The sequence below is a fragment of the Microbulbifer sp. ABM4_008 genome (assembly GCF_056311705.1).
In genome coordinates this window covers 20,469-46,857 of the sequence record NZ_CM149970.1, presented here as the reverse complement: position 1 = coordinate 46,857, position 26,389 = coordinate 20,469, and the positions used below count along the sequence as shown (strand labels likewise).

Genomic DNA, 26,389 nt, shown 5'->3' with positions numbered 1-26,389 from the left:
ATTTTCGATGCCCCATATTACCCCAGAAATGTCCCGCGGCCGGCACTGGAGAAAACTCAATTGGAATTAGAGAGTACAAGCTATCGATGATGCGGAGGAAAACCGTTAAATTGATGGGGAGGTATACAAAATAAAAATAAGGTAAGTACCTATGTCCGTAGAAAATTCCGCACCCCAGCACAACTTTCGCAATTACCTGGTACCGATGTTCCTGGCCAGTGCCACTTTATTCATCTTTCTGGATACCTGGAAGCTGGATAACTTGTGGATGCCCGCGCTAAAAGCGCTGCCGATACTGTGCCTAATGATGATTGCCAGACTGGAGCTGCGGGGCAAAACCCTGCTTTTCACTTTTCTAGCCCTCAGCTCCTCCGCCATCGGGGATGTACTCCTCGAAATGCAATTCCCCCAACACTTTGTGTTTGGACTGGGTGCTTTTCTTATTGCCCAGCTAATCTACGCGCTGGGCTTCCTGCGTTTTGCGGAGCCCCCCAATCGGCGCAACCTTATTCGGACACTGCCTATAGTGATTGCCGCACTGCTTTTGGCTCAAATTATCCTCCCTGCTGCTGGAGATTTAGCCCCAGCAGTATTAGCGTATCTGCTGGCTATCCTCGCCATGGCAGTCGCCGCCGCAATGCACAAGGGTGACGCCACCCTGCTATTTGCCGGGGCTGTCATCTTTATGGCTTCAGATACATTGATTGCTATTAACAAGTTCATCACCCCACTACCGCTAGCCGATGCCGCCATTATGCTCACCTACTACAGTGCGCAACTGTGTATCCTGTACGGAATCCGCCGCGCCCAGGCATAATGCAAACGATCCGGGAAGGCAGTGGCAAGCCAACTAAACTTGTCTTCCCGCCCCATTTCAAAGAGGTACATAGCTCCCATGCTCGACTGGCGAAGTATCGATACCGTATTGCTGGACATGGACGGCACCCTGTTGGATTTGCATTACGACAATCATTTTTGGCTCACGCACCTGCCCAAGCGTTACGCTGAAGTCCACGGCTTTGACCCGCAGGAAGCCCAGCAGAAGCTCGAGGCTGAGATCAATGCCCGCCGCGGTACGCTGGAGTGGTACTGCCTGGACTTCTGGGCGGAAAAACTGGAGCTGGATATCCTCAGCATATTGCGCGAAATCGAGACCCGCATCGCCCTGCGCCCTCACACTGAGGCGTTTCTGAGCGGCCTGCAACAACTGCAAAAGCCCACCTACCTCGTGACCAATGCGCACCGTCAAGGGCTGGATCACAAGCTGGAGATCACCGGTATCGACCGCTGGTTTGACGGCATCATCTCCTCCCATGATTATGGGCATGCCAAGGAGAGTGCCAATTTCTGGGACTCTCTGCGAGATAACCTGGAATTTGACCCGGAGAACACCCTGTTTGTCGACGATAACCAATCTGTTCTGAGCGCGGCCCAGGACTACGGTATCGCCCACCTATTGTGTATTCGCCAACCGGATAGCCGCGGGCCCAAACGGGAAATCACCAACTTCCCGGCGATCCATCATTTTGATGAGATCATGGCTTTTAACCGCAGCAGACTGGACACCGGGTCCGCCTGATTTCACAAGGAAACTATGGAAAAAGTACGTATCGATAAGTGGCTCTGGGCCGCGCGCTTCTTTAAGACTCGCAGTATTGCCAAGCAGGCGATCGAAGGTGGAAAAGTCCACGCCGATGGCCAGCGGGTCAAAGCCAGCAAGGAAGTCACTACCGGTGTCAAACTGAGCATCCGCCAGGGCTGGGATCTGCTGGAAGTTGAAGTAACCGCTCTATCGGATCAGCGGCGCGGCGCCGAGATTGCTCGCACCTTATACCGCGAGACCGAAGACAGTATCGCCCGCCGGAAAAAAGAGAAAACCGAGCGACAGGCAGCCAATGCCGGGATGCAACAGGAGCGACCTAATAAAAAGCAACGCCGTCAGATACACCGCTTCCTGCGGGAACAAGAGTAGACTCGGCAGACAAAAGTGGTGAAATTTCCGCCATTTCCCACTTTAGCTGCTAAACTGCCCCCACTTAACCGGATAGAAAACAGCCATGATGAAACGACTGATCGCCATTTCCCTGCTGATTTTGCTCGGTACACAAACCGCCCTAGCAGACAGCCGAGAACACGAGCAACTCAAGCGCTCAATCATCAAGATTTACACCACCGCCGCCGCCCCGGATTATTTCAACCCCTGGGCCCTGCTCAACCCCAAGCAGCTGTCCGGTTCCGGTGCCGTTATCCGCAACCAGCAAATCCTGACCAACGCACACGTGGTGGCCAACGGCAGCTTTATCCAGGTGCAGCGCCACGGCGATGCAAAGAAATTCCGCGCCCGAGTGAAATTTGTCTCCCACGATGCCGACCTCGCCCTGCTGACCGTCGATGACGAAAGCTTTTTCATCGATACCCGCCCCCTGGCCCTCGGAAAATTGCCCGACCTGCAGGAAGAGGTCACCGTCTACGGCTACCCAATTGGTGGCAAATCCCTTTCGATTACCCGCGGAGTACTCTCCCGCGTGGAGCACCAATATTATGCCCATGCGGAAAGTTACCTGATGGCGGGCCAGATAGATGCGGCCATCAACCCGGGCAACAGCGGCGGTCCGGTTATCTCCAATGGCCGCATCGTCGGCGTGGCCATGCAAACCAACCAGAGCGCTGAAAACCTGGGTTACTTTGTCCCCCCCAGCGTGATCGCTCATGTCTTAGAAGATGCCAAGGACAATGTGCACCAAGGGTTCCCCGAACTGGGACTGGTAACCCAGAGCCTGGAAAGCCCATCGATGAAAAAAGCGGCCGGTCTCGAGGAAGACCAGGATGGTGCCATGGTCGTTAAAGTGTTCGACAATTCCCCCGCAGCTGAAGTGTTTAAACCCGGCGATGTCCTGCTCGAAGTCGATGGCTTTAAAGTAGCGGCTGACCGGACTGTGGAATGGAGGGAAAACCAGCGCACCAACTACCACTATGCTGTGGACCGCCACCATGTCGGTGAACGTTTACCCGTGCGCTTCTCCCGCGATGGTAAAGAGCAGACCGCTGAGGTCACGCTGGCCGCAACACCTCCCTCACGCGCTATGGTGCTGGGAGAGCAATTTGACCGCCAGCCCCGCTACTATATCTACGGCGGTGTTGTCTTTGTGCCCCTGAATATGAACCTGATCAAACGCTGGGGCAAAAACTGGCACTCCAAGGCGCCTATTGACTACCTCTATGCCCGCAATCAATGGAGTGACGAGGAGCGCCGCGAGCTGGTCGTCGCCCTGAAAGTACTGCCCGCCAATGTGAACCTCGGTTACCACGACTGGAAGAACTGGATTATCGACTCAGTAAATGGCCACAGCATCAAGGACTTCGACGAGTTCGCTCAATTGATGGAAGGCAACAAACGGGACTTTGTAGATTTGCGCGACCGCTCCGGTTATCGGATGGTCTTGGATGCGGCAGAGGCCCAGGAGCAGCAGCCTCTGATACTGCAGACCTACCATATCCCCCAGCGCCATTCACAGGGGTTGTTCAGCCAGCTGGCCAATAAAGAAGAATAGAAATATAGAAGGGCATGGAGTAGCCGTGAAATTACTGTGTCTACGTTCCGTAATAGGCGGCCTTATACTGGCCGCTAGTGCAACCGCAAGCAGCGCAGAGATGTACCGCTGGGTCGATGAAAGTGGCCGGGTACACTTTGGCGATCGCCCCCCGACTGACGCCAAAGCCGAGGATGTTTCGGGGGATCTGGCCCCGATCAATTCTATTGGCTCCAATGGCAGTCGGCGGCCTATTTTAACAACCGCAACGAGATCGAGAGTTTCTCAAAAGGTTGATGATGAATACCGCGAGCGCCAATTGCGCGAGAAACAGGAAAAGCAGCAAAAGATGAAGAAAGCCTGCGACAAGGCTCGCAATGACCTTGAAGCCATTCAAGGGCGGGTTGTGTTTCTCGACAATAACGGCAAAGAGGTTCGTCGCACCGAGCGGGAGAGGCAGCAAATAGCTGAAAAGCTTCAGCGGGAAATTAAATACTACTGCGGCTAATTACCCTCCTCCATAAGCGCTGACCCATTGTGATAATGGGGTAGCGCTTTACATTCTTCCTCTACTACATCAGCAATGATCAGCGACAGCTACCATTTAGGCATATCCACCTCTAAAATCCTGCGGTTTTAATACCGAGAGCCCCCGACCTATGTCCGATCAGCTGGAACGCTTTATTTTCTCCAAACACGATATTCGCGGACAGGTGGTGACACTTACTGATTCCTACCGCGATGTACTGGAACACAACCCGCTGCCTACGCCAGTAGCCCGCCTGCTGGGGGAGTTCCTCACTGCAGCCAGCCTGCTTTCAACCACACTGAAGTTCGAAGGTGTCCTGAGCCTCCAGGCCCGTGGCGAAGGCGATGTGCCGATGATTATGGCGGAGTGCACTCACCACAGCGACCTGCGCGGCATCGCCCGAGTTGCCGAGGGTGCACAAATCGACGAAAACGCTACCCTGCGCGATATGATCGGCCCCCGTGGAGCCCTGGCCATTACCCTTGAGCCAAAGCGCGGTGAGCGCTATCAAGGTGTGGTTCCCATGGAGCAGGACAACCTGGGCGGCTGCCTGGAAGACTATTTTAAGCAATCGGAACAGCTGGCTACCCGCGTATGGCTGGAAAGCAGTGACAATACCGTCGCCGGTCTTATGTTACAGATTCTGCCGGGCAATAATGCCGCCACGGAAGAGGAAAATCAGGACGCCTGGGAAACAGCGATTCACTTAGCGGAGACCGTAACTGACGAGGAGTTATTTACCGTTTCCCACCCAGAGCTGATTCACCGCCTATTCCACCAATTGGAGCCGGCAACCCTGGGTACCGACACTATTCGTTTCAAGTGCAGCTGCTCGAGAGAGCGCAGCGCCCGCGCGCTGGTTTCCCTGGGTGCAGAGGATGTCTACCGCCTGCTGGAAGAGCAGCAGGGTGAGATTATCGCGGACTGCCAATTCTGTAACACCCAGTACCGCTTTGACCGGGATCAAATTGAGTCGCTCCTCAACGCTCCCCCCCACACTCTTCACTAATGCGCGCAGGGCTGCGCAACCGCCGAATCCTCAGCGCAGCCCTCTACTCCCCCTATTAAATTCAGAAAAAAAATAATCAAGACCTAGACCATAAATTGCATGAATTCAAGTCGACATTATTTTCCATGACAGCGCTGTCATTGACTACAAAATAGCCATAGTTGGTATCCGCATATTTTGAATTTTGCAATAATGCGCCCCCAAAATTTTCTACGGCTGTCTAAACCTTGGGCAGCCCCATTTTATTTACTGTCCAACTTTCACGGGTATTCCACGAATGGCACAGATCGACGACTCCGCGATGGTCTTCAAGAACCTATCACCGGCACAATTGGTAGAGCAGGCTCTGACGCGCGGCGAGGGCAAGCTGTCAGATACAGGCGCTCTGGTGACTGAAACCGGCGCACGCACCGGTCGCTCCCCGGCTGACCGCTTTGTTGTAGAAGAGCCCTCCACTGCCGACAGCATCGCCTGGGGCAACGTCAACCGTCCTTTCCCGCAGGATAAGTTTGACGCCCTGTGGGATCGTGTAGAGGCTTTTGTTGCCGGTCACGATACTTTTGTTCAGCACCTGCATGTGGGCCAGGATGAAGATCACTACTTGCCAGTGGTAGTGACCACCCAAACTGCATGGCACAACCTGTTCGGCCGCAACATGTTTATCCGCGCCGAAAAGTACAACCCCAAGTCCAAGGAAGAGTGGCAAATCCTGCACGCTCCTCACTTTGTCTGTGAGCCCGAGCGCGATGGCACCAACTCCGAAGGCTGCGTAATTATCAACTTCGGTCAGCGCAAAGTACTGCTGGCCGGTATGCGCTACGCCGGCGAAATGAAGAAGGCCATGTTCTCCGTACAGAACTTCCTACTGCCGGAAAAAGACGTGATGCCCATGCACTGCGCGGCTAACGTCGGCGAAGATGGCGATACCTGCCTGTTCTTCGGCCTGTCCGGTACCGGCAAGACCACCCTGTCCGCAGATCCCGAGCGCTACCTGATCGGTGACGATGAGCACGGCTGGACCAAGGGTGCCGTCTTCAATATGGAAGGTGGCTGCTACGCGAAAACCATCGACCTGAGCCAGAAAAATGAGCCGGTAATCTGGGATGCCATCCGTTTCGGTGCCATCGTTGAAAACGTGGTAACCAACGATCACGGCACTGCTGACTACTGCGACACCAGCCTGACTGAAAACGGTCGCTGCTCCTACCCGCTGGAGCACGTCGAAATGCGTCAGCTGGAAAACCGCGCTGGCGAGCCGAAGAACGTTATCTTCCTGACTTGCGATGTATCCGGTGTACTGCCACCGGTATCCATCCTCTCCAAAGAGGCTGCGGCTTACCACTTCCTGTCTGGCTACACCGCCCGCGTAGGCTCCACCGAACTGGGCGCAGAGGCCGGTATCCACCCGACTTTCTCCACCTGCTTTGGCGCGCCGTTTATGCCCCGTGCACCGCGCGAATACGCAGACCTGCTGATGAAGCGCATCGAAGAGTTCGGCTCCAAGGTCTACCTGGTAAACACCGGTTGGACCGGCGGCTCCGGCGACAACGGCAAGCGCTTCCCGATTCCGGTAACCCGCGCTGTCGTTGCCGCTATCCAGAGCGGCGCCCTGGAAGGCGTTGCCACTGAGCACCTGGATGCCCTGAACCTGGATATCCCGATGGAAGTGCCCGGCGTGGACAAGTCTTACCTGAACCCTCGTGAAGCCTGGGCTGACAAAGCTGCTTACGACGATCAGGCAGGCAAGCTGGCCAAGCTGTTCGCCGAGAACATTGAGAAGTTCAATGTCAGCGAAGACGTTAAAAATGCAGGCCCTAAAGCCTAAGTAGAGGTTGTCGGGCACAGTGCGCTGTCCGTGACCCAAAAGCCGCTGCTCCCCCAGGAGCGGCGGCTTTTTTTGTGGCTGATCCCAAGCCCGCAGCCCGTCGATTTTTGCGGCTATAGTGAGTAAACAGGCGCCGACGATTTTAGCGTCGGAGGAAAAACTCTCTCAGCAGCAATCGCGAGCACTATGTCCGCAGGTAACTCGTTTACTCGCTTCGAAACTCTGTTCCCACACAAGCCGCCCGGGCAAAGAGTCAATCGGGTGGTCGTCAGTGCCCTCACTTTAATACTCAGTGCCATCCTGTTTACCCTCTGGCTCTATCTATTCCTCTCCTCGCAAGAGAAGTCCTATGTCGAGCAGCGTGGCTATCGCCTCGCCAACGAGGAGACCTTTAACAAATTCCTGCGAGAGGGCAGTAACCGCTCCAGCGTACAAGCACTCAATCAATTGCTTCGGGACCGGGGTGTCGCCGAGGTTTTTCCTATTCGTGATCTTCTGCGACAGGGGGGGGACTGGCTGGAACTGGGGGAACCCCCATTCGCCATACCACCCAGGGACCAGTGGTCCAATATTGTGAAAACCCTCACCCTGGTGCGAGATCAGGTAATACCGCTAATTGGCCCTGTCACCGTAGTTTCCGCTTACCGCACTGATGCCTACAACCGAAAACTTGTGACCGAAGACCAGCCCCGCCACCGTGACTTTTGCGGGCTGGACTTAATTCCGAATTCCAATATCGGTAAAAACGAACTCGCTGAAGAGCTAAGCACACTGCACGCACGCCTCGGTCCCGACAGCAATGTCGGGATGGGCCTGATTGACGATGTCCTGTTTCATGTCGATACCTGTGGCTATCGCACCTGGTAATTGAGGGAGCTGCCCGATGGTTATGCAAAGTAACAAAGAGTGCGTAGAAATCGGCCAGCGTCAACTGCGCTGGCGGATCATCATCATTGGGGCAATCGCACTGGCGATTCTCACCGGTCTATTTGTTTTTACTTACGAACGAGCGCGCGAGGCTGATGACCGGATGAAATCCCCTATCGATATCCTACCGCTGCTAATGATCCCGGAGGTTTACGATATCCAGGGCTATCCGGCAGCTTCCGAGAGGGCATTCAGCCGCTTCCTGAGCAAAGGCAATAACCATGCACGCTTTACTCAACTCAAAAAATTCCTGCGCTCCAACCGGGTTGAACAGGTTGTACAACCCTATGAGCTATTGCGTCAGGGCAGTGACTGGCAGGATTTGGACGAACCCGCATTCGCCATCCCTCCCAAGGAGCTCTGGTGGGGCATCGTAAATACTCTGCGGGTAATCGAGCGGGAAATAGTGCCCCGCGTCGGCCCAGTAACAGTGGTCTCCGGGTGGCGCACAGTGGATTACAACCGTAAGGCCGGGGGTTCCAAGGGAAGTAAACATCTGCATTTCTGCGGGCTGGATATAGTTCCGAAAAAGAAGTTCTCCCGAGAGCAATTGGTGCCCGTACTGAGGGATATCCACAAGCGCAACGGCCGCGAGTGGCAAATGGGCCTCGGAATCTATCGGGGCATTCGATTTCACGTGGATACGTGCGGATATAGGCGCTGGTAAAACCCCACTGCATCTGCTTAGATAGAGCAAAAATTAGGCGCCCTACCACTGGGCTGCCGAAAGAGAAGCAGAGGAAGTCGCAGTGCAAGAAAAACTGGAAAGGCGCTCATTTATATTGACCTTATTATTGGTCAGCGTAGCTTTTTTACTCCTAATAAAACCCTTCTTTACCCCTATTTTTTGGGCTTGTGCCACCGCACTGATTTTCTACCCCGTGTACCGTCTGCTGATGCAGCGCTTTCCCAATTCGCCTAATTTAATGGCTCTGCTAACCCTGTTTATGTGTATCGTTCTATTGGTGATACCCGTATTGGTAGTGGCCACCTCTTTTATTAATGAAGCGGTAACTCTGTATCACCGGATCCAGGAAGGACAAATTGATGTTTCTAAATCCTTTGAGCAGATTCGCAGTGCTTTCCCCAGGGTTAACAGCACGCTCGAAAGTATTGGCGTGGATGTCGAGGAGGCCAAGCAGCGCCTGATGGGTGGAGTGATGAATGCCGGTAGCTTCGTCGCAAAAAATGCGATTGAGGTCGGACAGAATACTGTTAACTTTTTCGTTATGTTGGGCTTAATGCTCTACCTCACCTTCTTTCTGATTCGCGATGGTGAAAGACTGGTAAACCTGATTATCCACGCCCTGCCACTGGGTGATGAGCGCGAGCACCTTTTGTTGGCAAAGTTCGCTGAAGTCACTCGCGCAACCATCAAAGGAAATCTGGTAGTCGCTATTACCCAGGGCGGCTTGGGCGGAATTATTTTCTGGGTGCTGGGCCTACCGGCACCGGTCCTTTGGGGTGTTTTAATGACCCTGTTGTCATTGCTGCCCGCCGTCGGTGCCGCATTGATCTGGTTCCCCGCTTCTATTTACCTCTATGCTATTGGCGAACCCATGAAGGCAACGATTTTACTCGCCTATGGTTTCACCGTGATTAGCCTGGTAGATAACCTGTTGCGCCCAATATTGGTGGGTCGAGACACAAAACTCCCCGACTATTTAGTACTATTCTCCACTGTCGGCGGTCTGTTTATGTTTGGAATCAGTGGCTTTGCGATAGGGCCCTTACTCGCCGCACTATTTCTCGCCTTCTGGGAGATTTTTATGCGTGAGTTTGTGCATCCCGAAGATGTCTTAATGCCACAAAAACCTGAAGATCTTTAACCTGTTCCCCGGGGCGGAAAATCCTTAATTCCGCCCCATCCTATTAATATGCAAAGTCAACTCGCACAACAGCTCAGGGGGCAGCCTCCTGTAGCTCTTTCAGCTGCAAATTGAGATCGCTCATCGGCGACTGATCAACCAACAGTGCTCCCTCATTTGCCCGATCCAAATCCGCCACCAGTAAAATCACTGTTGAGAAAGTCAGGGCCAAAGCTATAACTACTTGAGCAGATCCCCCGCGACTTATACCCAACTGGTATCCAATTGCCAGCATCGCCAAAATGGTCATAAAGTACAGGGAGAGCCAGAGTGGACCCGGTATACGGTATTGCAGCCCAACCACAACCCTGGCGCGGTGCAGATCTACCATCCCGTTAACCTGCTCGGCAAACTGGCGTAAATAATCGGCGTTGTAATCCTGTGCGATGTGCGCCTCGATCATACGCCAAAGAGCCTGGTGAATTTCCTCACTGCGAGCTACATCTTCCGGAGTGACGGCGATTGATGGGTCAATATCCCTAAGATTTGCATATTCAGCTATTAGGTCTCGCGCCTTATCCTGCTTATCCAATTGCAGAAAGCTCGCATTTAAATATGCGGCCTGGATGGTATTGACCTCCTGCAACAGCAATGCCTTGCGTTCATTAAATCGGTCGGCTGTCATATTAAAGGTAAATGCCAAAACGAATGCGACCAGGCCCAAAGTGGCAGCTACCGCACTGCCCAGGGAAGAATCCTCCTTGATACTGGCATTCACTACCCGCCGCTGCCCCAGATAAATCCCCACAGCTAAAGCGCAAAGCACTACGGCAACTGAAATGGTATAGATCAGTGGAAGTGGCAGAGTATAGAAAAGGCTGTCAAAGCGCATTTAAGCCCCTGCAAAACGGCAAGTCCATAACGGTGCATTGACGCACCAATATTCTTACTTTGGCGCATAAAGCATAGCAGTTATAGCAGAGCTATTGGCCAGTTAGGCCTTAGGGCAGTAGCATAGGCGTATCGGTAAACTACAAGGAAAAAATATTCGTGAAATATCTGCTGACCCTCTTAATTACGGCGTTTATCAGCCTTCCCAGCCTCGCTCTGGAAGTTGGTGAAATGGCGCCAAATTTCACTCTACAGGGGTCTGATGGCCAAACCCACACATTGGCGGACCTCCAGGGAAAAAGCGCTGTTGTGATCGCTTGGTTTCCCAAGGCATTCACCCGTGGCTGCACCATAGAGTGTAAATCGCTCGCCCAAAACGGTCACTTGATCAAAGATTATGAAGTCACCTATTTTATGGCCAGTACAGATGATCTTGACGATAACACCCGATTTGCTGAAGAGAGCGAAGCGGACTTCCCGTTACTCAGTGACCCCACCGGTGAAACGGCTAAAGCGTACGATGTACTTATTCCCGTAATGAATATCGCCCGTCGCGTTACCATTTATATCGGTAAAGATGGCCGAATTAAAAAAATTGACAAGGATATTAAACCGGCAACCAGCGCAGAGGATATAGCGCGAACGCTTGGTGAATTGGGAATTAAAAAAGTTTCAACCTGAAGGGTAATCCAGATCAATTACTATAAATATCAAATAGCTCAAATTTTGGGCTATTTGTATTGCAAAATCACTTCTTAATAGAAAAAGAAATTCCAAAACAACATTGCTCTCCTTCAAAATCCGCCAGCCACTTACACACACTTAGATTAACTTCACCCAGGCTAGATTGAACGACATGCTCGAGAAGGTAATCGGGTTCCCCTGAGGAAAATACACGCTGGTCAGCTTCACGTAACGCTTTGGCATTCTCTGCCCAGGCCAATTGGACATCAGTTTTACCAACCACATCCTCTCCGGCCAATTCGCATATCCTTTGATTACCCCAAATATATTTCTCACTTTTATCTTTTACCCAAAACAAGAATGGAACGTCATCAACGACTTTCAATTCATCTCGAGTCATATAACACCTGTGGATTACTCACATTAAGCATTTAATAAAAATAATAATAGCTGAGTTAATCGACCCTATAAGTTCATAAAAAAATAAAAGGAAAACTTAGCTTTGCAACCTAATGCATGCGTACCACTATTATGCCGTGCAATTTAACTTCACAAAGGTATTATACGGCCAATAATTAATATTGAATATAGAGAGAGGTTATGAAGGAACTGACCAGACACCTAACAATACTAGCAGCATCATCGATTCTTGTTAGTGCATGTAGCGGAGGAGGAAGCAATTCATCTAGCCCAGAGCCGGCACCAGAAGAGTCATCAATTACCCTGCATGGAGTCTTTGACGAAAGCTTCTCTGAGTTTCCAGAAATAACAGTCAGCATTGGCGAAAGCCATTATACTGCCGAGCAAACAAACAACAATGAATTCACGGTTGAAATAGAAGGCGACCATAGCGACGAGCTAGTAACCATAATTGCGCAGGGTGCGGTCTCAGATGACTGGAGTTACAGTTTTAAATCCTATACTGGGTCATTTAGTGAACTCTCGAGCCAAGCAATAAATAATGAAGTAAGCTACCTCAACAATAACCCGGGTTTAGTGTTAAACAGCTTATCAGCGTCGATCTCCAACCTTGCAGAGATATCAAACAACAACAGTGAAATCACAACCACTGAAGGCCTAAAAAAACATATTTTCGAAGTGCCTATGGAGGATGCTATTAATTTAGCTATATTCCTAAAAGGTGCAATTAATGAAGAGTTCTCAGACAACACGAACTTTTTCTTTCTCGAAGATAGATATTCAAATACGACAGACTTCATCAGAGATTATTCATTCTCAAAAGCCTATATAGAAGACATAATTCAATCAAATCAAGAGTATGCAGAGGAGCTTCTACTGAAAATCCTAGACAATAATTACTCTCACCAACAGAATTACAGGCTGAATGAATCCTTAGAAACAATCTTTTTGACTGGAAGCTCAGGCAGCGACAATTTAATACCCGGGGTCATACAACTCAAGGAAGAATTACAAAATTCCGGCACAGCTAATTTTATTGGAATTGGAGAGTTCACTCTGTCACTGGATGAGGACGGTGACATTAATGGACAAATAGCTGACGGAGTAAGCTGGGGCAGGTTCAGCCTTCATAACTGTATAGATATTCGAAACAGCAACTTTAATACAAGGCATATTTATTCGACGCCATATAGCCAGGTACTGGAGATCAACCTCAATAGCACTTGTACAAGCCAGAGCGGGGAGCAATATGAATACAGCGAAAAAAGATACTTAAACACCATAAATACAAGTTATTCCGCCTCCTGGGAATCAATTCCCAGTCACTTTTCAACTAAAACTTACCATCCAAATTTCCACCAAAACTGCAACTGCAAATACTTCTCTGGAAAGTTCAGCATGGACTCTGAGAATACTGGTAAAGAGAAATTTGGGCCGGACCTAAAAGAAGAAGAAACATTTTCAGCAGTTCTAACTAATGAATTAGTCATAAACTACGAAAGTGGCCAACAAACACGTTACATTCCCATGAGTACATTCGGAAATGCGACCAGGGTCATTGCCGTTAGCACAGGTAGCGATGGCACAACAGATATATTTTCTAGTTTTTTGGTTGAAGAAGATGACACACTACTTGAGGCTCCTCCATTAAGAGTGGAGACTCACACTTCATTTCCAACTCCCAATATTTGGGCAGTCGTTTATTCCGATAATGGAACTATTCAACAAGAATTTACCTACCCTCTCGATCCATTCAATCCATTTTCTGACTATGACTGGATGACGGATGAACGCAAAGGCTCGTGGGAGATAGCAGCAGACGGCTCAATAGTTTCGAACCACTACTATGATCCAAATCTGGAAACGGAGGAGAATTCCACTGCTGCTTACCTGCCATCCTGCGAGGGACAATCTGAAGACTGCATACTATGGAAAAAAAGGCGATTACGACTTATCAATACCGATGAGGATATCTACTATCTTGAATCTTACCTTGAAATCTTCTCTTCAAGACTAGAAGAAGGCCAGACAGATTATAAAAACGGCTTCATTGGCCGCTTTAAAAAAGTAGATATCTAAAACCAGCTGCAATCTATTTTAATTGAAAAATGTGCTTGGAGAAAAATTTTCCCCAAGCACAAACTCTCTTTATTCCCCACCGATCTCCAATTCTTTTAGCTTCCGTGTCAAGGTATTTCTACCCCATCCCAATAGATCAGCTGCATCGCGTTTACGCCCAGCAGTATGCTTAAGCGCAATTTCTATTAACGCTTTTTCAAATGCGGGAACAGCCTCATTTAAAATTTCGCGCTGCCCAGAGGATAGGGCCTGGTCAGCCCACAAGCGCAGTGCTTTTTGCCAGTCTGCCGGTGTTTCTGTCGTCGCGCCCTGCTGATGCAACTCCTGTGGCAAATCTTCAATATGCACCTCGCGCCCAGAGGCCATCACGGTAATCCAGCGGCAGGTATTTTCCAGTTGTCGTACATTACCAGGCCAATCCAGCCCAGAGAGGTACTCCTCAGTTTCCTTGGTTAGGATCTTTGATTCCACCCCCAGATCTTTTGCCGCAGCATTAAAGAAATGCCTCACCAATCGCGGAATATCCTCACGGCGATCCGCGAGTCTTGGAATATGGATGCGAATAACATTCAGGCGGTGAAACAGGTCCTCGCGAAATTTATGCTGACATACCAACTCTTCCAGATCCTGGTGAGTCGCCGCAATAATACGCACATCCACTTTGACCGGGGTGTGGCCACCGACACGGTAAAATTCACCATCAGCCAACACGCGCAATAACCGGGTTTGCGTATCTGCGGGCATATCACCAATTTCATCTAGAAACAGGGTGCCACCATTGGCCTGTTCAAAACGTCCGGCACGCTGGGAGCTGGCACCGGTAAAGGCCCCTTTTTCATGGCCAAATAATTCAGACTCCATCAGGTCCTTGGGTATAGCCGCCATATTCAATGCAATAAATGGCTTATCCCTGCGCGGACTGTGATTGTGCAGAGCCTGCGCCACTAACTCCTTACCGGTGCCGGATTCACCGTTGATTAAAACGGTGATATTGGAGTGAGACAAACGGCCAATCGCACGGAAGACCTCCTGCATCGCCGGCGCTTCTCCAATAATTTCTTTATTACCCTGACCATTTTCCGGCTCAACCCGTTCTTCAGCACTCTGTTCACTGGCGTGCATCAATGCGCGCCGGGTTACCGCTACGGCCTCATCAATATCAAATGGCTTAGGCAGGTATTCAAAGGCTCCCCCTTGGTAAGCAGCTACCGCGCTATCCAGGTCCGAGTGCGCAGTCATAATAATTATCGGCAGACTCGGTCGTTCAGCCTGGAAACGCTGCAACAATTTAAAGCCATCGGAGCCCGGCATGCGGATATCACTGATTACTACATCCGGTGAATCGCTATAGAAATCATCCAGGGCGCGGTCGCCACTCTCGTAACACTGGGTATCAATTCCCTCACGCGATAGCGCTCTCTCCAGCACCCAGCGGATTGATCTGTCGTCGTCAATAATCCAAACGCGATTACTCATTCTCTAGGTTCCTGTATTAGCTAATTCGGTAGTCAGGGGCAGATAAATTTGGAAAATGCTACGGCCGGGTTGGCTGTCACACTTAATCAGCCCCTTGTGCTGATTAATAATGTTCTGGGAAATTGAAAGTCCAAGACCTGAACCCTCGGCGCGGCCGGATATCATCGGGAAGAATATCCGCTCGCGAATTTCCTCCGGTATGCCCGGGCCGTTATCTTCAATTTCTATACGGCAGACCAATGGGCAGTTGCGGCGGCCAATGGTGAATTGGCGCTGGATACGCGTACGCAATACCATCTCCCCACTACTGAGGCCAATACTTTCATCGATGGCTTGCATGGCGTTGCGGGCAATATTAAGCAGCGCCTGAATCAATTGTTCGCTATCGGCGGGAACATCGGGAATAGACGGATCGTAGTCCCTGCGAATTTGAAGCTCACCGATACACTCTGCATCCAGTAATTGGGCAACCCGCTCCAGAACCTCGTGCACATTAACCGGCTCCAGTACTACCGGCTGGCGTGGTCCCAATAAACGGTCAACCAGATTGCGCAGGCGATCCACTTCCTCGATGATAATCTGTGTATATTCGTCTAACTCCCGGTCCGGCAACTCGCGCTGCAATAGTTGTGCCGCCCCGCGGATACCACCGAGGGGGTTCTTGACCTCATGGGCCATACCGCGAACCAGGTTTCGTGTCGTTTCCTGGGCACTGAGCAGCGCATCTTCCCTGGCAATTCGCAACAGGCGATCCATCGGCTGCACTTCCACAAGTAGCACAGAAAACTCGGGGACCGGGCTGACTGAGTAATCCACGGTCCGGGTTTCAAGATTGTTCAACCTCCAACTGGCCCGGCGCACTGTATACTTCTCATTTTTGCGCAATGCTTCCCGCATAGCCTCATAGGCAGTGGGAGATTCTCGCACCACCTCCTCCAACTTCGAGCCTTTAACCCGGGTACTGGAGGCGGCAAACAAGTCCTCAGCAGCATTGTTCAAATAGCAAAGCGATAAGTTTTCATCCAGCACCAACACTGCGGAAGTCAGGCTATCGAGTAATTGGCGCAACTGGCGATCATTCAGCATTCACAAAATTTCCGATTCATTCCGAGGCTCTGACCAAACTCCCTTTGGTCACCCCCAGCAAACTAGCGCTGTATCTAGTCAGTGCAAAAAGCAAACCAAAATGGCGCATAAGCTGGCATTTGTAGGCGGAAGCAGCTTCAACCGGACACAATCAGTGCGCGATTAGCAACAACGGCATTGCGAGTATTCAGTCTCAGAAATAGGATGCCGCCGACCACAGAGAGAATGCACCATTAAGGTGCATAGGTCAAAAAACAGGCAGGCGGACTTTAGAGCGAAGTAAGGGGTAGCGGGAGCTTTGCACTCCCTCAAACATTCACCCCCGAGCTATCGGGCGCTTGACATGAATTGTGATCGTTTGCGACTGGGCCAATACTTGCCCTTTGGGCCCTAGCAGAACCGCCTTGAGCGTATGGGTACCGCGGACCAGGGCGGAGATATCCAGGGAGTTACCAGCCGAACTTCCCTGCCAGCGCTGCCCATCAATAACCGCATAAAAGCTAGCGCCCTCTGGATAATTGGGGGCCACATCCACCTGAAGCGCTATCAGTGTCTGCCCTGGCGGAATAGTCGCCTCATTAATTGGACTCACAATTCGAATCGATACCGGCCCCAACTCTCCATCATCACTTTTGGGCGACAGCTTTCTTGTGGGCAGCTGGCGGGGCAGCGCAATTGGCTGAATATTGATTGGGGCTAAATCCACTTTCTCTGAGTTGCCATTTGCCGGTGGTGTATCGCTAAAACTGACCTGGCCATCGGGCCCAACCACTTTGTAGATCGCGCCAGCCTCTTCATTCTCTTGAGAAGCCGCAACTGCCACCAGAGGCATTGCGAGTAACAGGGCCTTTAATTGCCAAAACCTTGCCATAGTGTTTTCGACCGCAGGGCGGACGCTCCTTTCTTCCCAGATCGGGCCAATGGGATATTCCTGAGCCTCCGCATAGCGGCACTCAATTCACTTCCACTGACAGTGTACTCGCAATAAAAAAGCCCGCACCAGGGTGGCGCGGGCTTTTCGAGAACAGCTCGACGGCATCATCGTGATGCCGGTCGCCATTACACGGAGTAGTACATATCGAACTCAACCGGGTGAGTGGTCATGTTCAGGCGCTCTACTTCTTCACGCTTCAGCTCGATGTAGGCATCGATAGCATCGTTAGTGAATACACCACCGGCTGTCAGGAACTCGCGATCCTGATCCAGAGCATCCAGGGCGCCTTCCAGGCTGGAAGCGACAGTCGGGTACTCAGCCAACTCTTCCGGCGGCAGATCGTACAGGTCCTTGTCCGCAGCATCGCCAGGGTGGATCTTGTTCTTGATACCGTCGAGACCCGCCATCAGCAGTGCGGCGAAAGACAGGTATGGGTTGGCGGTCGGGTCCGGGAAGCGAGTCTCGATGCGCTTGCCTTTCGGGGAGGGCACGAAAGGAATACGGATAGACGCAGAGCGGTTGCGCGCAGAGTAAGCCAGGATTACCGGCGCTTCGAAGCCAGGTACCAGACGCTTGTAAGAGTTGGTGGAAGCGTTGCACAGCGCGTTCAGGGCGCGAGCATGCTTAACGATACCGCCGATGTAGTACAGAGCAGCTTCGGACAGACCAGCGTAGGCGTCACCGGCAAACTGGTTTACGCCATCCTTGCTAAAGGACTGGTGAACGTGCATACCGGAACCGTTATCGCCAACCAGCGGCTTGGGCATAAAGGTCGCGGTCTTGCCGTAGGCGTGGGCAACGTTGTGTACAGCGTACTTGAGGATCTGTACTTCGTCCGCTTTCTTAGTCAGGGTGTTGGCGGCAACGCCGATCTCACACTGGCCAGCAGTACCCACTTCGTGGTGATGCACTTCTACGCGCAGGCCCATCTGTTCCATCGCAGAACACATTGCGGCGCGAACGTCGTGCAGGGAATCCACCGGAGGAACCGGGAAGTAACCGCCTTTAACGCCGGGACGGTGACCAATATTGCCTTCTGCAAAGTTGTGACCTGAGGACCAGGCTGCTTCTTCGGAGTTGATCTTGTAGAAGGCGCCGCCCATTTCGGCACCCCAGGTGATGTCGTCGAATACGAAGAACTCGGGCTCGGGACCGAACAGAGCGGTGTCACCCAGACCAGTGGACTTCAGGTATTCCTCAGCGCGCAATGCGATGGAGCGAGGATCTCGCTCGTAACCCTGACCGGTAATTGGGTCGACGATGTTACAGCGAATGATAACAGTGCTCTCATCGGTGAAGGGGTCGAGGAAAGCGGTCTCGTCGTCCGGCATCAGGATCATGTCGGATTCGTTGATGCCCTTCCAACCGGCGATGGAAGAACCATCGAACATTTTGCCTTCTTCAAAGAACTCACCGTCAACTTCCGACGCAGGGATGGAAACGTGTTGTTCTTTACCCTTGGTATCGGTAAAGCGCAGGTCTATCCATTTCGCTTCACTTTCATTAATCAAACCGAGCGTTTTCGCTGACATTGCAGTCCTCCAGGTCTTGAAAAGTAATTGGTCGCTATGCCTTGCTGTCGCTGCCGGCATTCACTCTCTACCTGGCGTGAAATAAAGCAAGGAGTGTGCCAAATTAGGGCAATCGCCTCATAGTCCCGGTTGGCGCCGGTGCGAGCCCCAGCAAAGTGCTGACGCAGCCAGGATAGATGTATTGTGGCCGAGCAGCCACATAAATACGCACCAAAATAGAACATATTTGTTCTCGCTTCGCCCGCAAACAGTGCACAACCAACTTGGCTCTGGCTAGTTTATAATGCCGCACCTTCTATCAACATGCGGTACCCCACGGATTCCCATGCACTTTGTCGTCAAGTTTTTTCCAGAGATCACCATCAAGAGCAACCCTGTGCGCAAGCGCATGTCGCGCCAGCTCAAGGACAACCTGCAGCGCCTGCTGCGCCAGCTGGACGACCGTATCCAGGTGCGAAAGGATTGGGAAAAGATCGATGTGATCGCGCCCGATGCTGTGTCCCACCTGGGTGGACGTATCGAAGAGGTGCTCTCTCACACCCCCGGCATCGCCAACTTCTCCCGCGTGCGCCAGTTCCCCCTGGGTGACCTGCACGACATGTACGAGAAAACCCTGTCGGTTTGGGGCGCAGCCCTGAAAGACAAGACTTTCTGTGTACGGGTTAAACGCACCGGCAAACACGACTTCCAGTCTCTGGATGTGGAACAGTATGTGGGTGGCGGCCTCAACAAGAATACCGAGGCATCCGGAGTCAAACTGAAAAACCCCGACATCACCGTTAAGCTGGAGATCCGCCACGACAAGCTCAACGTGATCGAAGAGCAGCATCCCGGCCTGGGCGGCTTCCCCCTGGGCACGCAAGACCCGGTTTTGTCACTGGTCTCCGGTGGCTTCGACTCTACCGTGGCCAGTTACATGACCATGAAGCGCGGTATCCGCACCCACTTCCTGTTCTTCAACCTGGGCGGACGCCAGCACGAGCTGGGCGTGAAAGAAGTCGCCTACTATCTGTGGAACAAATACGGCGCTTCCCACCGGGTGCGCTTTATCACCGTGCCGTTTGACGAAGTAGTGGCAGAGATTCTCGAGCGGGTCGACGACTCCCATATGGGCGTTATTTTGAAGCGCATGATGCTGCGCGCCGCCGATGTGATCGCCAAGGAACTGGAGGTGGACGCCGTAGTCACCGGTGAAGCCATCGCCCAGGTTTCCAGCCAGACCCTGAAAAATCTGTCGGTGATCGACAGTGTTACCAATACCCTGGTATTGCGCCCACTGATCACCACCGACAAGACCGATATTATCCGCACCTCCCGGGCCATCGGCACTGAAGAGTTCGCCGCCAATATGCCGGAATACTGCGGCGTTATCTCGGTAAAACCCACCACCCGCGCCAAGATTGAAAAAGTGGAGTCCGAGGAAAACCGCTTCGATTTCACCGTCCTCGATCGCGCTATCAGCAATCGGGTGATGCAAAATATTGATCAGGTGATCGAAGAAGTCGATGGCGAAGCACCGGATGTGGAGATCCGCGAAGAGCCGGGCAGCGCTGTGGTTATCGATATCCGCCACCCGGATGAGGAGGAGCTGGATCCACTGGAGCTTGGCTGTGAGGTGCAGACTATTCCTTTCTACCGTCTCAACAACAGCTTTGCCCACCTGGACCAAGAGCGTGAGTACCTCCTGTATTGCTCCAAAGGCGTTATGAGCCGCCTGCACGCCTCACACCTGTTGGACGAAGGTTTTCGCAATGTGGGCGTGCTGCGCCCGCTGATTCCCCACAGACCGGAAACCATTAAGAAGTAACTTCTGCTCAAGGCGCGGGCAATTACCGCCCGCGCGGGTTTTAAAGCGATCAGCGCCCCGGGGCGGTGATTTTTTACTCAAAATCACTCCCAATTGTCATGCGGCCCCCCTATAATCGCCGCCTTTGGCCGGAATGCTGCTGTAGAAACCCCGCAGGCCCCCGCCCCGACTTACCAAGATTTAACGCCCAGAGGCCCCCAGTGATAGAGAATCTGCGCAATATTGCGATTATCGCCCACGTAGACCATGGCAAAACCACCCTTGTGGACAAGCTGTTGTCCCAGTCCGGCACTCTCGACCGCCGCGACGAAGGCGCCGAGCGCGTCATGGACTCCAACGATCAAGAGCGTGAGCGTGGCATCACCATCCTGGCGAAGAACACCGCTATCCGCTGGAATGACTACCGCATCAATATTGTCGACACCCCTGGGCACGCCGACTTCGGCGGCGAGGTAGAGCGCGTACTGTCCATGGTGGATTCAGTTCTGCTGCTCGTAGACGCAGTAGATGGCCCCATGCCGCAGACCCGCTTCGTAACCCAGAAGGCATTTGAGCAGGGCCTCAACCCGATCGTGGTGATTAACAAGATCGACCGCCCCGGCGCTCGCCCCGACTGGGTGATGGATCAGGTATTCGACCTGTTCGACAGCCTCGGCGCCACCGACGAACAGTTGGACTTCCCGGTTGTCTACGCCTCCGCCCTGAACGGCATCGCCGGTCTCGACGACACCGACCTGGCCGACGATATGACGCCGCTGTTCCAGATGATTGTGGACAAGGTTGAGCCCCCGAAGGTTGACCCCACCGGCGCCTTCCAGATGCAGGTTTCCGCTCTGGACTACTCCAGCTACGTAGGCGTAATCGGCGTTGGCCGTATCACTCGCGGTACCCTGAAGCCGAACCAGCAAGTGGTAGTTCTCGATCGCGAGGGCAACTCGCGCAAAGCCAAGGTCCTGCAGGTTATGGGTTACCTCGGCCTGGAGCGTGTAGAAGTGGAGCAAGCCAGTGCTGGCGATATCGTGTGTATCACCGGTGTGGGTGAGCTAAATATCTCCGATACCCTGTGCGATCTGGATACTCCAGAAGCCCTGCCCGCCCTGAGCGTGGACGAGCCCACCGTAAGCATGACCTTCCAGGTCAACGACTCCCCCTTTGCTGGCCAGGACGGCAAGTTCGTTACCTCGCGCAACATCAAAGAGCGTCTTGACCAGGAGCTGATTCACAACGTGGCCCTGCGTGTAGAGCAAGGCGACTCTCCTGATAAGTTCAAGGTTTCCGGCCGAGGCGAATTGCACTTGTCTGTCCTGATCGAATCCATGCGCCGAGAAGGTTTCGAGCTGGGCGTTTCCCGCCCCGAAGTGGTGCAGAGAGAGGTCGACGGAGAGATCCACGAGCCTTATGAAGAAGTGGTTATCGATGTTGAGGAACCTCATCAGGGGCCCATTATGGAAGAGCTGGGCCTGCGCAAGGCCGATCTCACCAATATGGAGCCCGACGGCAAAGGTCGCGTGCGCCTAACCTTTATCGTGCCCTCGCGCGGCATGATCGGCTTCCGCTCCCAATTCCTTACCATCACCAGTGGTTCTGGCATTATGACCAGTATCTTCGACCACTACGGTCCGGTGAAGCAGGGTGAGGTGGCCAAGCGCATCAACGGTGTACTGGTTTCCATGGTCAAGGGCAAAACCCTCGCCTATGGTCTGTTCGCACTGCAGGATCGTGGTCGCTTGTTCCTGGGCCACGGCGAAGAGGTCTACGAAGGCCAAATCGTCGGTATTCACTCCCGTGGCAACGACCTGGTAGTAAACCCTACCAAGGCCAAACAGCTCACTAATGTGCGCGCGTCAGGTACTGACGATGCGCTCACTCTGTCACCACCCATTCGTCACACCCTTGAGCAGGCTCTGGAATTTATCGAAGACGATGAATTGGTAGAGGTGACTCCCAACTTTATCCGCCTGCGCAAGAAAATTTTGCAGGAAAATATGCGCAAGCGTGCGAAGAAATAATTAGTATTTTCTTCAACTTTAAAAAGGGCCCTCTGGGCCCTTTTTTGTTTTTGCCATATCATGACATCTTCAATCCCTGAAGAGGGACAATCAAAAACTTCTCCGTAGCAACATTCCATAGTAAAGAGGTGATTGATTAACTCGACAGAAGCCGTGCTGCACTAAACTGCAGGGAGGCTGCCTGCAAGAGGCCGTAAATATCGCTCGCCAGAATCCGGTATTTTTTTCCAATCTCTTACCCAAAAAAGAAAATTTATCTTCTTTTGATATTAAATAATCGACCATTTTTATCGTTTATCTGCTCAAATATTTATTCCTGGAAGGTGCAATTAAATTTATGCCCGCACTTTTTATTGTCCCCATCATAAAATTACAGCGGAAATAAATATAACCACTCAGCCACTACCCTCCGTGGCTTGCACATTTATTCCACATTTCCTCGCGGAACTTTTACCTCTCCATTTATTCAAATTTTTCCACATATAACGACAAATTTCTTTATACATAATTAAGACCTATGGGAGGTCAATCTAATGTTTTCTTTCCTGCAATCTCAGGATCGAACAAGGATGTTGGTGGGCAGCCGCAGTGAACGCGGATCTAAATTTGGGTTTAAATTAAAAGCTGCGGCGGCACTCGCAGCAGCAATCGCCATCAGCGGAAACGTCAGCGCACAAGAAACCTCTAAACGTGTATCTGCCTATTGGGCCGATTGGGAATACTGGGCCGACTCATCCTTCACCCATGACAACGTGGATTTCTCCAAGCTCACTCACGTTCAGTACGCCTTTGCCTGGAATGACGAAGACGGCAACATCTACTTTACAGACCCCTACGTTTTCTACGGCCTGGGCGCCCAATCATTTTCCGGCGGCGCCGGTGATGGTCCCGTAAAATGCTCGCCGCAATTCTGGCACCCCTACAGCCAATACGATTCCAGTATTCAGCCCGCGGTCTGCCAGGGCTGGAATGACCACGAATCAGGTTTTGTAAAATCGGTACATGACGACGGTGCCAAGGCGATCCTGTCTATGGGCGGCTGGACCCTCTCCCACAAAGTCTCCGAGATGATGGAGAGCGACACCGCACGTGCAGCCTTTATCGAAAATGCAGTGACACTGCTTACTGACTGGGATTTCGATGGTCTCGATCTCGATTTCGAATACCCCGGCTATGCACCGAACGGCGGACGCTCGATCGACAAAGAAAACTTCACCACCCTGCTGCAAGAGCTGCGCGCGCGCTTCGATGAGGTTGAAGCGGAGACCGGCAAAAATCTGGAACTGACCGCTGCCGTGGCCTGTGGCCCCTCGATTGCAGAAGAGGGTTATGATTTTGCTGCTGTGGGCGAAGTCCTCGACTATGTCAACCTGATGACTTATGACTTTGGTGGCGACTGGGATACCGTAGCCCAGCATACCTCGCCGCTGTACCCCTATGAAGGCCAGGTCAACGAAGGCTTCGACGCAGACAGCTGCCGCAATATGTGGATGACTGAGGGCAATATTCCTGCTGAGAAAATCACCCTGGGTATGTCCCACTACGGCCGCAGCGTGGCTGGCGCCACCGCAATCGGTGAAGCCGCCTCCGGACAAGACGTCGCTCACTGGGGCTCTGACACCGAGACGCGCTACTACCAGATCGTTGAGAAAATGCAGAGCGACTCTTCATTCCAGACCGCTTACGATCCCGAGGCCGTCACCCACTATGGTTGGTTTGAGGATGGCGGTTTTATCTCTTTCGAAGATACGACTTCTATCGCCGCACGCGCCCAATATGTGCTCGACCAGGGCCTTGGTGGCGTGATGATCTGGCAGCTACGCGGTGGAATGCTATTGGAGAACAATGAATACCAGTATCCACTACTCGATGCCGCACTCGAAGTTTTCGGACAGGGTGGCTCCAGTGATAGCGATACCGGAGATACTGGCGATACCGGAGATACCGGAGACACCGGAGACACCGGAGACACCGGAGATACCGGAGATACCGGAGACACTGGAGACACTGGAGACACTGGAGACACTGGAGACACTGGAGACACTGGAGACACTGGAGACACTGGAGACACTGGAGACACTGGAGACACCGGAGATACTGGCGACACCGGAAGTGGCGGTGGCAATAATAATGGCGGAAGCAGCGCCTGCGTCGCGTTTGAGCAGCCCTATGCCGGCGACCCAGGTTATTCAGTCGGTGACGTTGTTGTCTTTGAAGGAGTCGCCTACGAGTCCACCCACGAGCCAAACTGGTGGTCTCCAGGTTCCGCGCCATCGCTGTGGACCGAAACCACCTGTCAAACTGAGGGCGAAGGCTCCGACAATGGTTCCGACAGCGGCTCTGACGATAGCAACAACAATGGCTCCGATAGCGGTTCTGACGACAACGCCAATAACGGTTCCGATGACAACACCGACAGCGATCAAGGTTCAGGTGAGACCGCTTCCTGCCCCGAATTCCAGCAGCCATATGCTGGTGACGAAGGCTATCAAGTTGGCGACCTAGTAACCTTTGAAGGCCAGGTTTATGTGTCTACCTTTGGTCCCAACTGGTGGTCCCCGGCTAGCGCCCCCCAGTACTGGGAAGCGAGTTCCTGCCAGTAACCTGGATACACTTTGACCGTCTTCTCAAGGAAGGCGGCTCAATATTTCAATAAAAGGGCCCTTATCGGGTCCTTTCCATTTATTATTTAGTCCGCCCTTAAAATAATTATTACGGCGTATCTTGTAAGATATGCATCACTTCACCAAAGTTATCCTTTGACAAAATATATCTCAGCCAACGAATACCATTATCTGTCAAACTTTGCTCATACTAAATGTGCTTTTGATCTCGCAGATAAATTCTGAGTCTGGGGTAAGAGGCAATAAATCTCTAAAACTTACAATCAATTAAATTAATTTTTTATTATCCATTCTTAAAATGTATTTTGGAATTCATCGGCTAGGTGCCGGACCAGTGCCATTAGCTGTTTCAACCGCCTGAATTTGGCTCCAATTATACTCTTTAGGAAAAAGGGAAAATAATGAGTTAAATTTCACTCTATTGGAGCTGGCAACAAAATAACTATTTATCCCCAAGACTATCAAAGTTAAAAAAACGATAAGATTCTAAAATTTTTACGAATTGATTGCCTCAACCTATAGTCTCCCAATATCTTAGACTTAACTCTTTATCAAGTTCTATTTTTCCGTAGGGATTAAGTATGCAAGCAGCTTAAAGAAGGTCGCAAACAATATTATAGAAACAAACATTACTGGCCGCATTGATAAAATATATCCCTCAGTAGTAAGGCCTGCCAAGATAGCGTTCTCAGATAAAGACTGTTCTCGCTGAGATACTAAAAATTTTAAATAAGAAGTAACTATAAGAGCCACTAATGAAAGTGGTAAGCAGAATGACAATCCAGTCCTACTTACAGTGAATAATAACGCGCTGGCTATTCATAGGCGGCATGGGAAACTGTAAAAAAGAGGATTTCTTTTTCATTTTAGGGGACACTCACCCCCGACACAAAGCACATCTACGCCCTATGCCTTCATAGATATTTTGTTCTTGTATGCAGACTTTGCAGTGGTCCATAGTTACTAAAAATTTTTAGGCTTAAAAAATACATATAAAAATAATGCATATTTATTAAGTTATTGACAACTATCTTTAGCGAATAGATGACTCATTACAACTAACGATTTCAATATTTAGTACGTTAGAACTAAATAGTTAGGTGGAGACATAGCACTTAATAATCAACGGAAGAGTTAGAAAAGACTGTATAGCACCTGAATAACTCTCAATTCATGAGATCAGAAGACGACTTGGTAAGTTATTGCTTGTTAGACTGAC

Annotated in this window: 21 protein-coding genes; 15 read left to right on the top strand and 6 right to left on the bottom strand. The window is 51.6% G+C overall.

The window, feature by feature from the left end; all coding sequences use genetic code 11:
- The first annotated feature begins 151 nt into the window (after window positions 1-151).
- From ACYX4J_RS00200 to ACYX4J_RS00155, 10 genes are all read left to right on the top strand, one after another.
- Complete coding sequence (locus ACYX4J_RS00200) at window positions 152-817, top strand: lysoplasmalogenase (RefSeq protein ID WP_444926193.1); 666 nt, start codon at window positions 152-154, stop codon at window positions 815-817.
- Window positions 818-895: 78 nt separating this feature from the next.
- Window positions 896-1,579 (top strand): GMP/IMP nucleotidase, encoded by a 684-nt coding sequence (gene yrfG, locus ACYX4J_RS00195; protein ID WP_444895781.1) that lies wholly within the window; start codon window positions 896-898, stop codon window positions 1,577-1,579.
- 15 nt (window positions 1,580-1,594) lie between these two features.
- A complete protein-coding gene (locus ACYX4J_RS00190; RefSeq protein ID WP_444895780.1) occupies window positions 1,595-1,972 on the top strand; it encodes an RNA-binding S4 domain-containing protein in 378 nt (125 codons plus the stop codon).
- Window positions 1,973-2,057: 85 nt separating this feature from the next.
- On the top strand, window positions 2,058-3,551 hold the full coding sequence (locus ACYX4J_RS00185) for a S1C family serine protease (RefSeq protein WP_476177608.1): 1,494 nt from the start codon (window positions 2,058-2,060) through the stop codon (window positions 3,549-3,551).
- A gap of 25 nt (window positions 3,552-3,576) precedes the next feature.
- On the top strand, window positions 3,577-4,038 hold the full coding sequence (locus ACYX4J_RS00180) for a DUF4124 domain-containing protein (protein ID WP_445355457.1): 462 nt from the start codon (window positions 3,577-3,579) through the stop codon (window positions 4,036-4,038).
- 151 nt (window positions 4,039-4,189) lie between these two features.
- Window positions 4,190-5,068: an Hsp33 family molecular chaperone HslO gene (gene hslO, locus ACYX4J_RS00175; RefSeq protein WP_476177607.1), complete on the top strand. Its 879-nt coding sequence runs from the start codon at window positions 4,190-4,192 to the stop codon at window positions 5,066-5,068.
- 277 nt (window positions 5,069-5,345) lie between these two features.
- The gene (locus ACYX4J_RS00170) at window positions 5,346-6,893 is read left to right on the top strand and encodes a phosphoenolpyruvate carboxykinase (RefSeq protein WP_282930824.1); all 1,548 of its coding nucleotides are present in this window, start codon (window positions 5,346-5,348) and stop codon (window positions 6,891-6,893) included.
- 186 nt (window positions 6,894-7,079) lie between these two features.
- Window positions 7,080-7,760 (top strand): hypothetical protein, encoded by a 681-nt coding sequence (locus ACYX4J_RS00165; protein ID WP_444940473.1) that lies wholly within the window; start codon window positions 7,080-7,082, stop codon window positions 7,758-7,760.
- Window positions 7,761-7,776: 16 nt separating this feature from the next.
- On the top strand, window positions 7,777-8,487 hold the full coding sequence (locus ACYX4J_RS00160; protein ID WP_476177606.1) for a D-Ala-D-Ala carboxypeptidase family metallohydrolase: 711 nt from the start codon (window positions 7,777-7,779) through the stop codon (window positions 8,485-8,487).
- 82 nt (window positions 8,488-8,569) lie between these two features.
- Window positions 8,570-9,649 carry an AI-2E family transporter gene (locus ACYX4J_RS00155; protein ID WP_413663709.1) on the top strand — a complete coding sequence of 360 codons (1,080 nt, stop codon included), beginning with the start codon at window positions 8,570-8,572 and terminating at the stop codon, window positions 9,647-9,649.
- 73 nt (window positions 9,650-9,722) lie between these two features.
- Here ACYX4J_RS00155 and ACYX4J_RS00150 read toward each other — a convergent pair whose 3' ends face one another.
- Entirely contained in the window at window positions 9,723-10,520 is a 798-nt protein-coding gene (locus ACYX4J_RS00150; protein ID WP_444940471.1) for a bestrophin-like domain, read from the bottom strand.
- 158 nt (window positions 10,521-10,678) lie between these two features.
- Here ACYX4J_RS00150 and ACYX4J_RS00145 point away from each other — a divergent pair, with 158 nt between their 5' ends.
- Window positions 10,679-11,200, top strand: a complete 522-nt coding sequence (locus ACYX4J_RS00145) for a peroxiredoxin family protein (RefSeq protein ID WP_444940470.1) — start codon at window positions 10,679-10,681, stop codon at window positions 11,198-11,200.
- 67 nt (window positions 11,201-11,267) lie between these two features.
- Here ACYX4J_RS00145 and ACYX4J_RS00140 read toward each other — a convergent pair whose 3' ends face one another.
- Window positions 11,268-11,603: a PAS domain-containing protein gene (locus ACYX4J_RS00140; protein ID WP_444906941.1), complete on the bottom strand. Its 336-nt coding sequence runs from the start codon at window positions 11,601-11,603 to the stop codon at window positions 11,268-11,270.
- Window positions 11,604-11,803: 200 nt separating this feature from the next.
- On the opposite strand from ACYX4J_RS00140, the gene ACYX4J_RS00135 reads away from it, so the two are divergent.
- Entirely contained in the window at window positions 11,804-13,702 is a 1,899-nt protein-coding gene (locus ACYX4J_RS00135) for a hypothetical protein (protein WP_476177605.1), read from the top strand.
- Between the two features lie 69 nt (window positions 13,703-13,771).
- Here the strand turns inward: ACYX4J_RS00135 and ntrC are convergent, their stop codons facing one another.
- From ntrC to glnA, 4 genes are all read right to left on the bottom strand, one after another.
- Window positions 13,772-15,178, bottom strand: a complete 1,407-nt coding sequence (gene ntrC, locus ACYX4J_RS00130; protein ID WP_444906939.1) for a nitrogen regulation protein NR(I) — start codon at window positions 15,176-15,178, stop codon at window positions 13,772-13,774.
- 3 nt (window positions 15,179-15,181) lie between these two features.
- A complete protein-coding gene (glnL, locus tag ACYX4J_RS00125; protein ID WP_444906938.1) occupies window positions 15,182-16,264 on the bottom strand; it encodes a nitrogen regulation protein NR(II) in 1,083 nt (360 codons plus the stop codon).
- Window positions 16,265-16,580: 316 nt separating this feature from the next.
- The gene (locus tag ACYX4J_RS00120; RefSeq protein ID WP_444895769.1) at window positions 16,581-17,135 is read right to left on the bottom strand and encodes a DUF4124 domain-containing protein; all 555 of its coding nucleotides are present in this window, start codon (window positions 17,133-17,135) and stop codon (window positions 16,581-16,583) included.
- Between the two features lie 188 nt (window positions 17,136-17,323).
- Window positions 17,324-18,730: a glutamate--ammonia ligase gene (gene glnA / locus ACYX4J_RS00115; RefSeq protein ID WP_108734896.1), complete on the bottom strand. Its 1,407-nt coding sequence runs from the start codon at window positions 18,728-18,730 to the stop codon at window positions 17,324-17,326.
- A gap of 325 nt (window positions 18,731-19,055) precedes the next feature.
- On the opposite strand from glnA, the gene thiI reads away from it, so the two are divergent.
- The 3 genes from thiI to ACYX4J_RS00100 all read left to right on the top strand — a co-directional run bounded on the left by thiI (window position 19,056) and on the right by ACYX4J_RS00100 (window position 25,149).
- On the top strand, window positions 19,056-20,537 hold the full coding sequence (thiI, locus tag ACYX4J_RS00110) for a tRNA uracil 4-sulfurtransferase ThiI (protein ID WP_282930812.1): 1,482 nt from the start codon (window positions 19,056-19,058) through the stop codon (window positions 20,535-20,537).
- 200 nt (window positions 20,538-20,737) lie between these two features.
- Entirely contained in the window at window positions 20,738-22,546 is a 1,809-nt protein-coding gene (typA, locus tag ACYX4J_RS00105) for a translational GTPase TypA (protein WP_282930811.1), read from the top strand.
- A gap of 533 nt (window positions 22,547-23,079) precedes the next feature.
- Window positions 23,080-25,149 carry a glycosyl hydrolase family 18 protein gene (locus tag ACYX4J_RS00100; RefSeq protein ID WP_476177604.1) on the top strand — a complete coding sequence of 690 codons (2,070 nt, stop codon included), beginning with the start codon at window positions 23,080-23,082 and terminating at the stop codon, window positions 25,147-25,149.
- The last annotated feature ends 1,240 nt before the right edge of the window (window positions 25,150-26,389 follow it).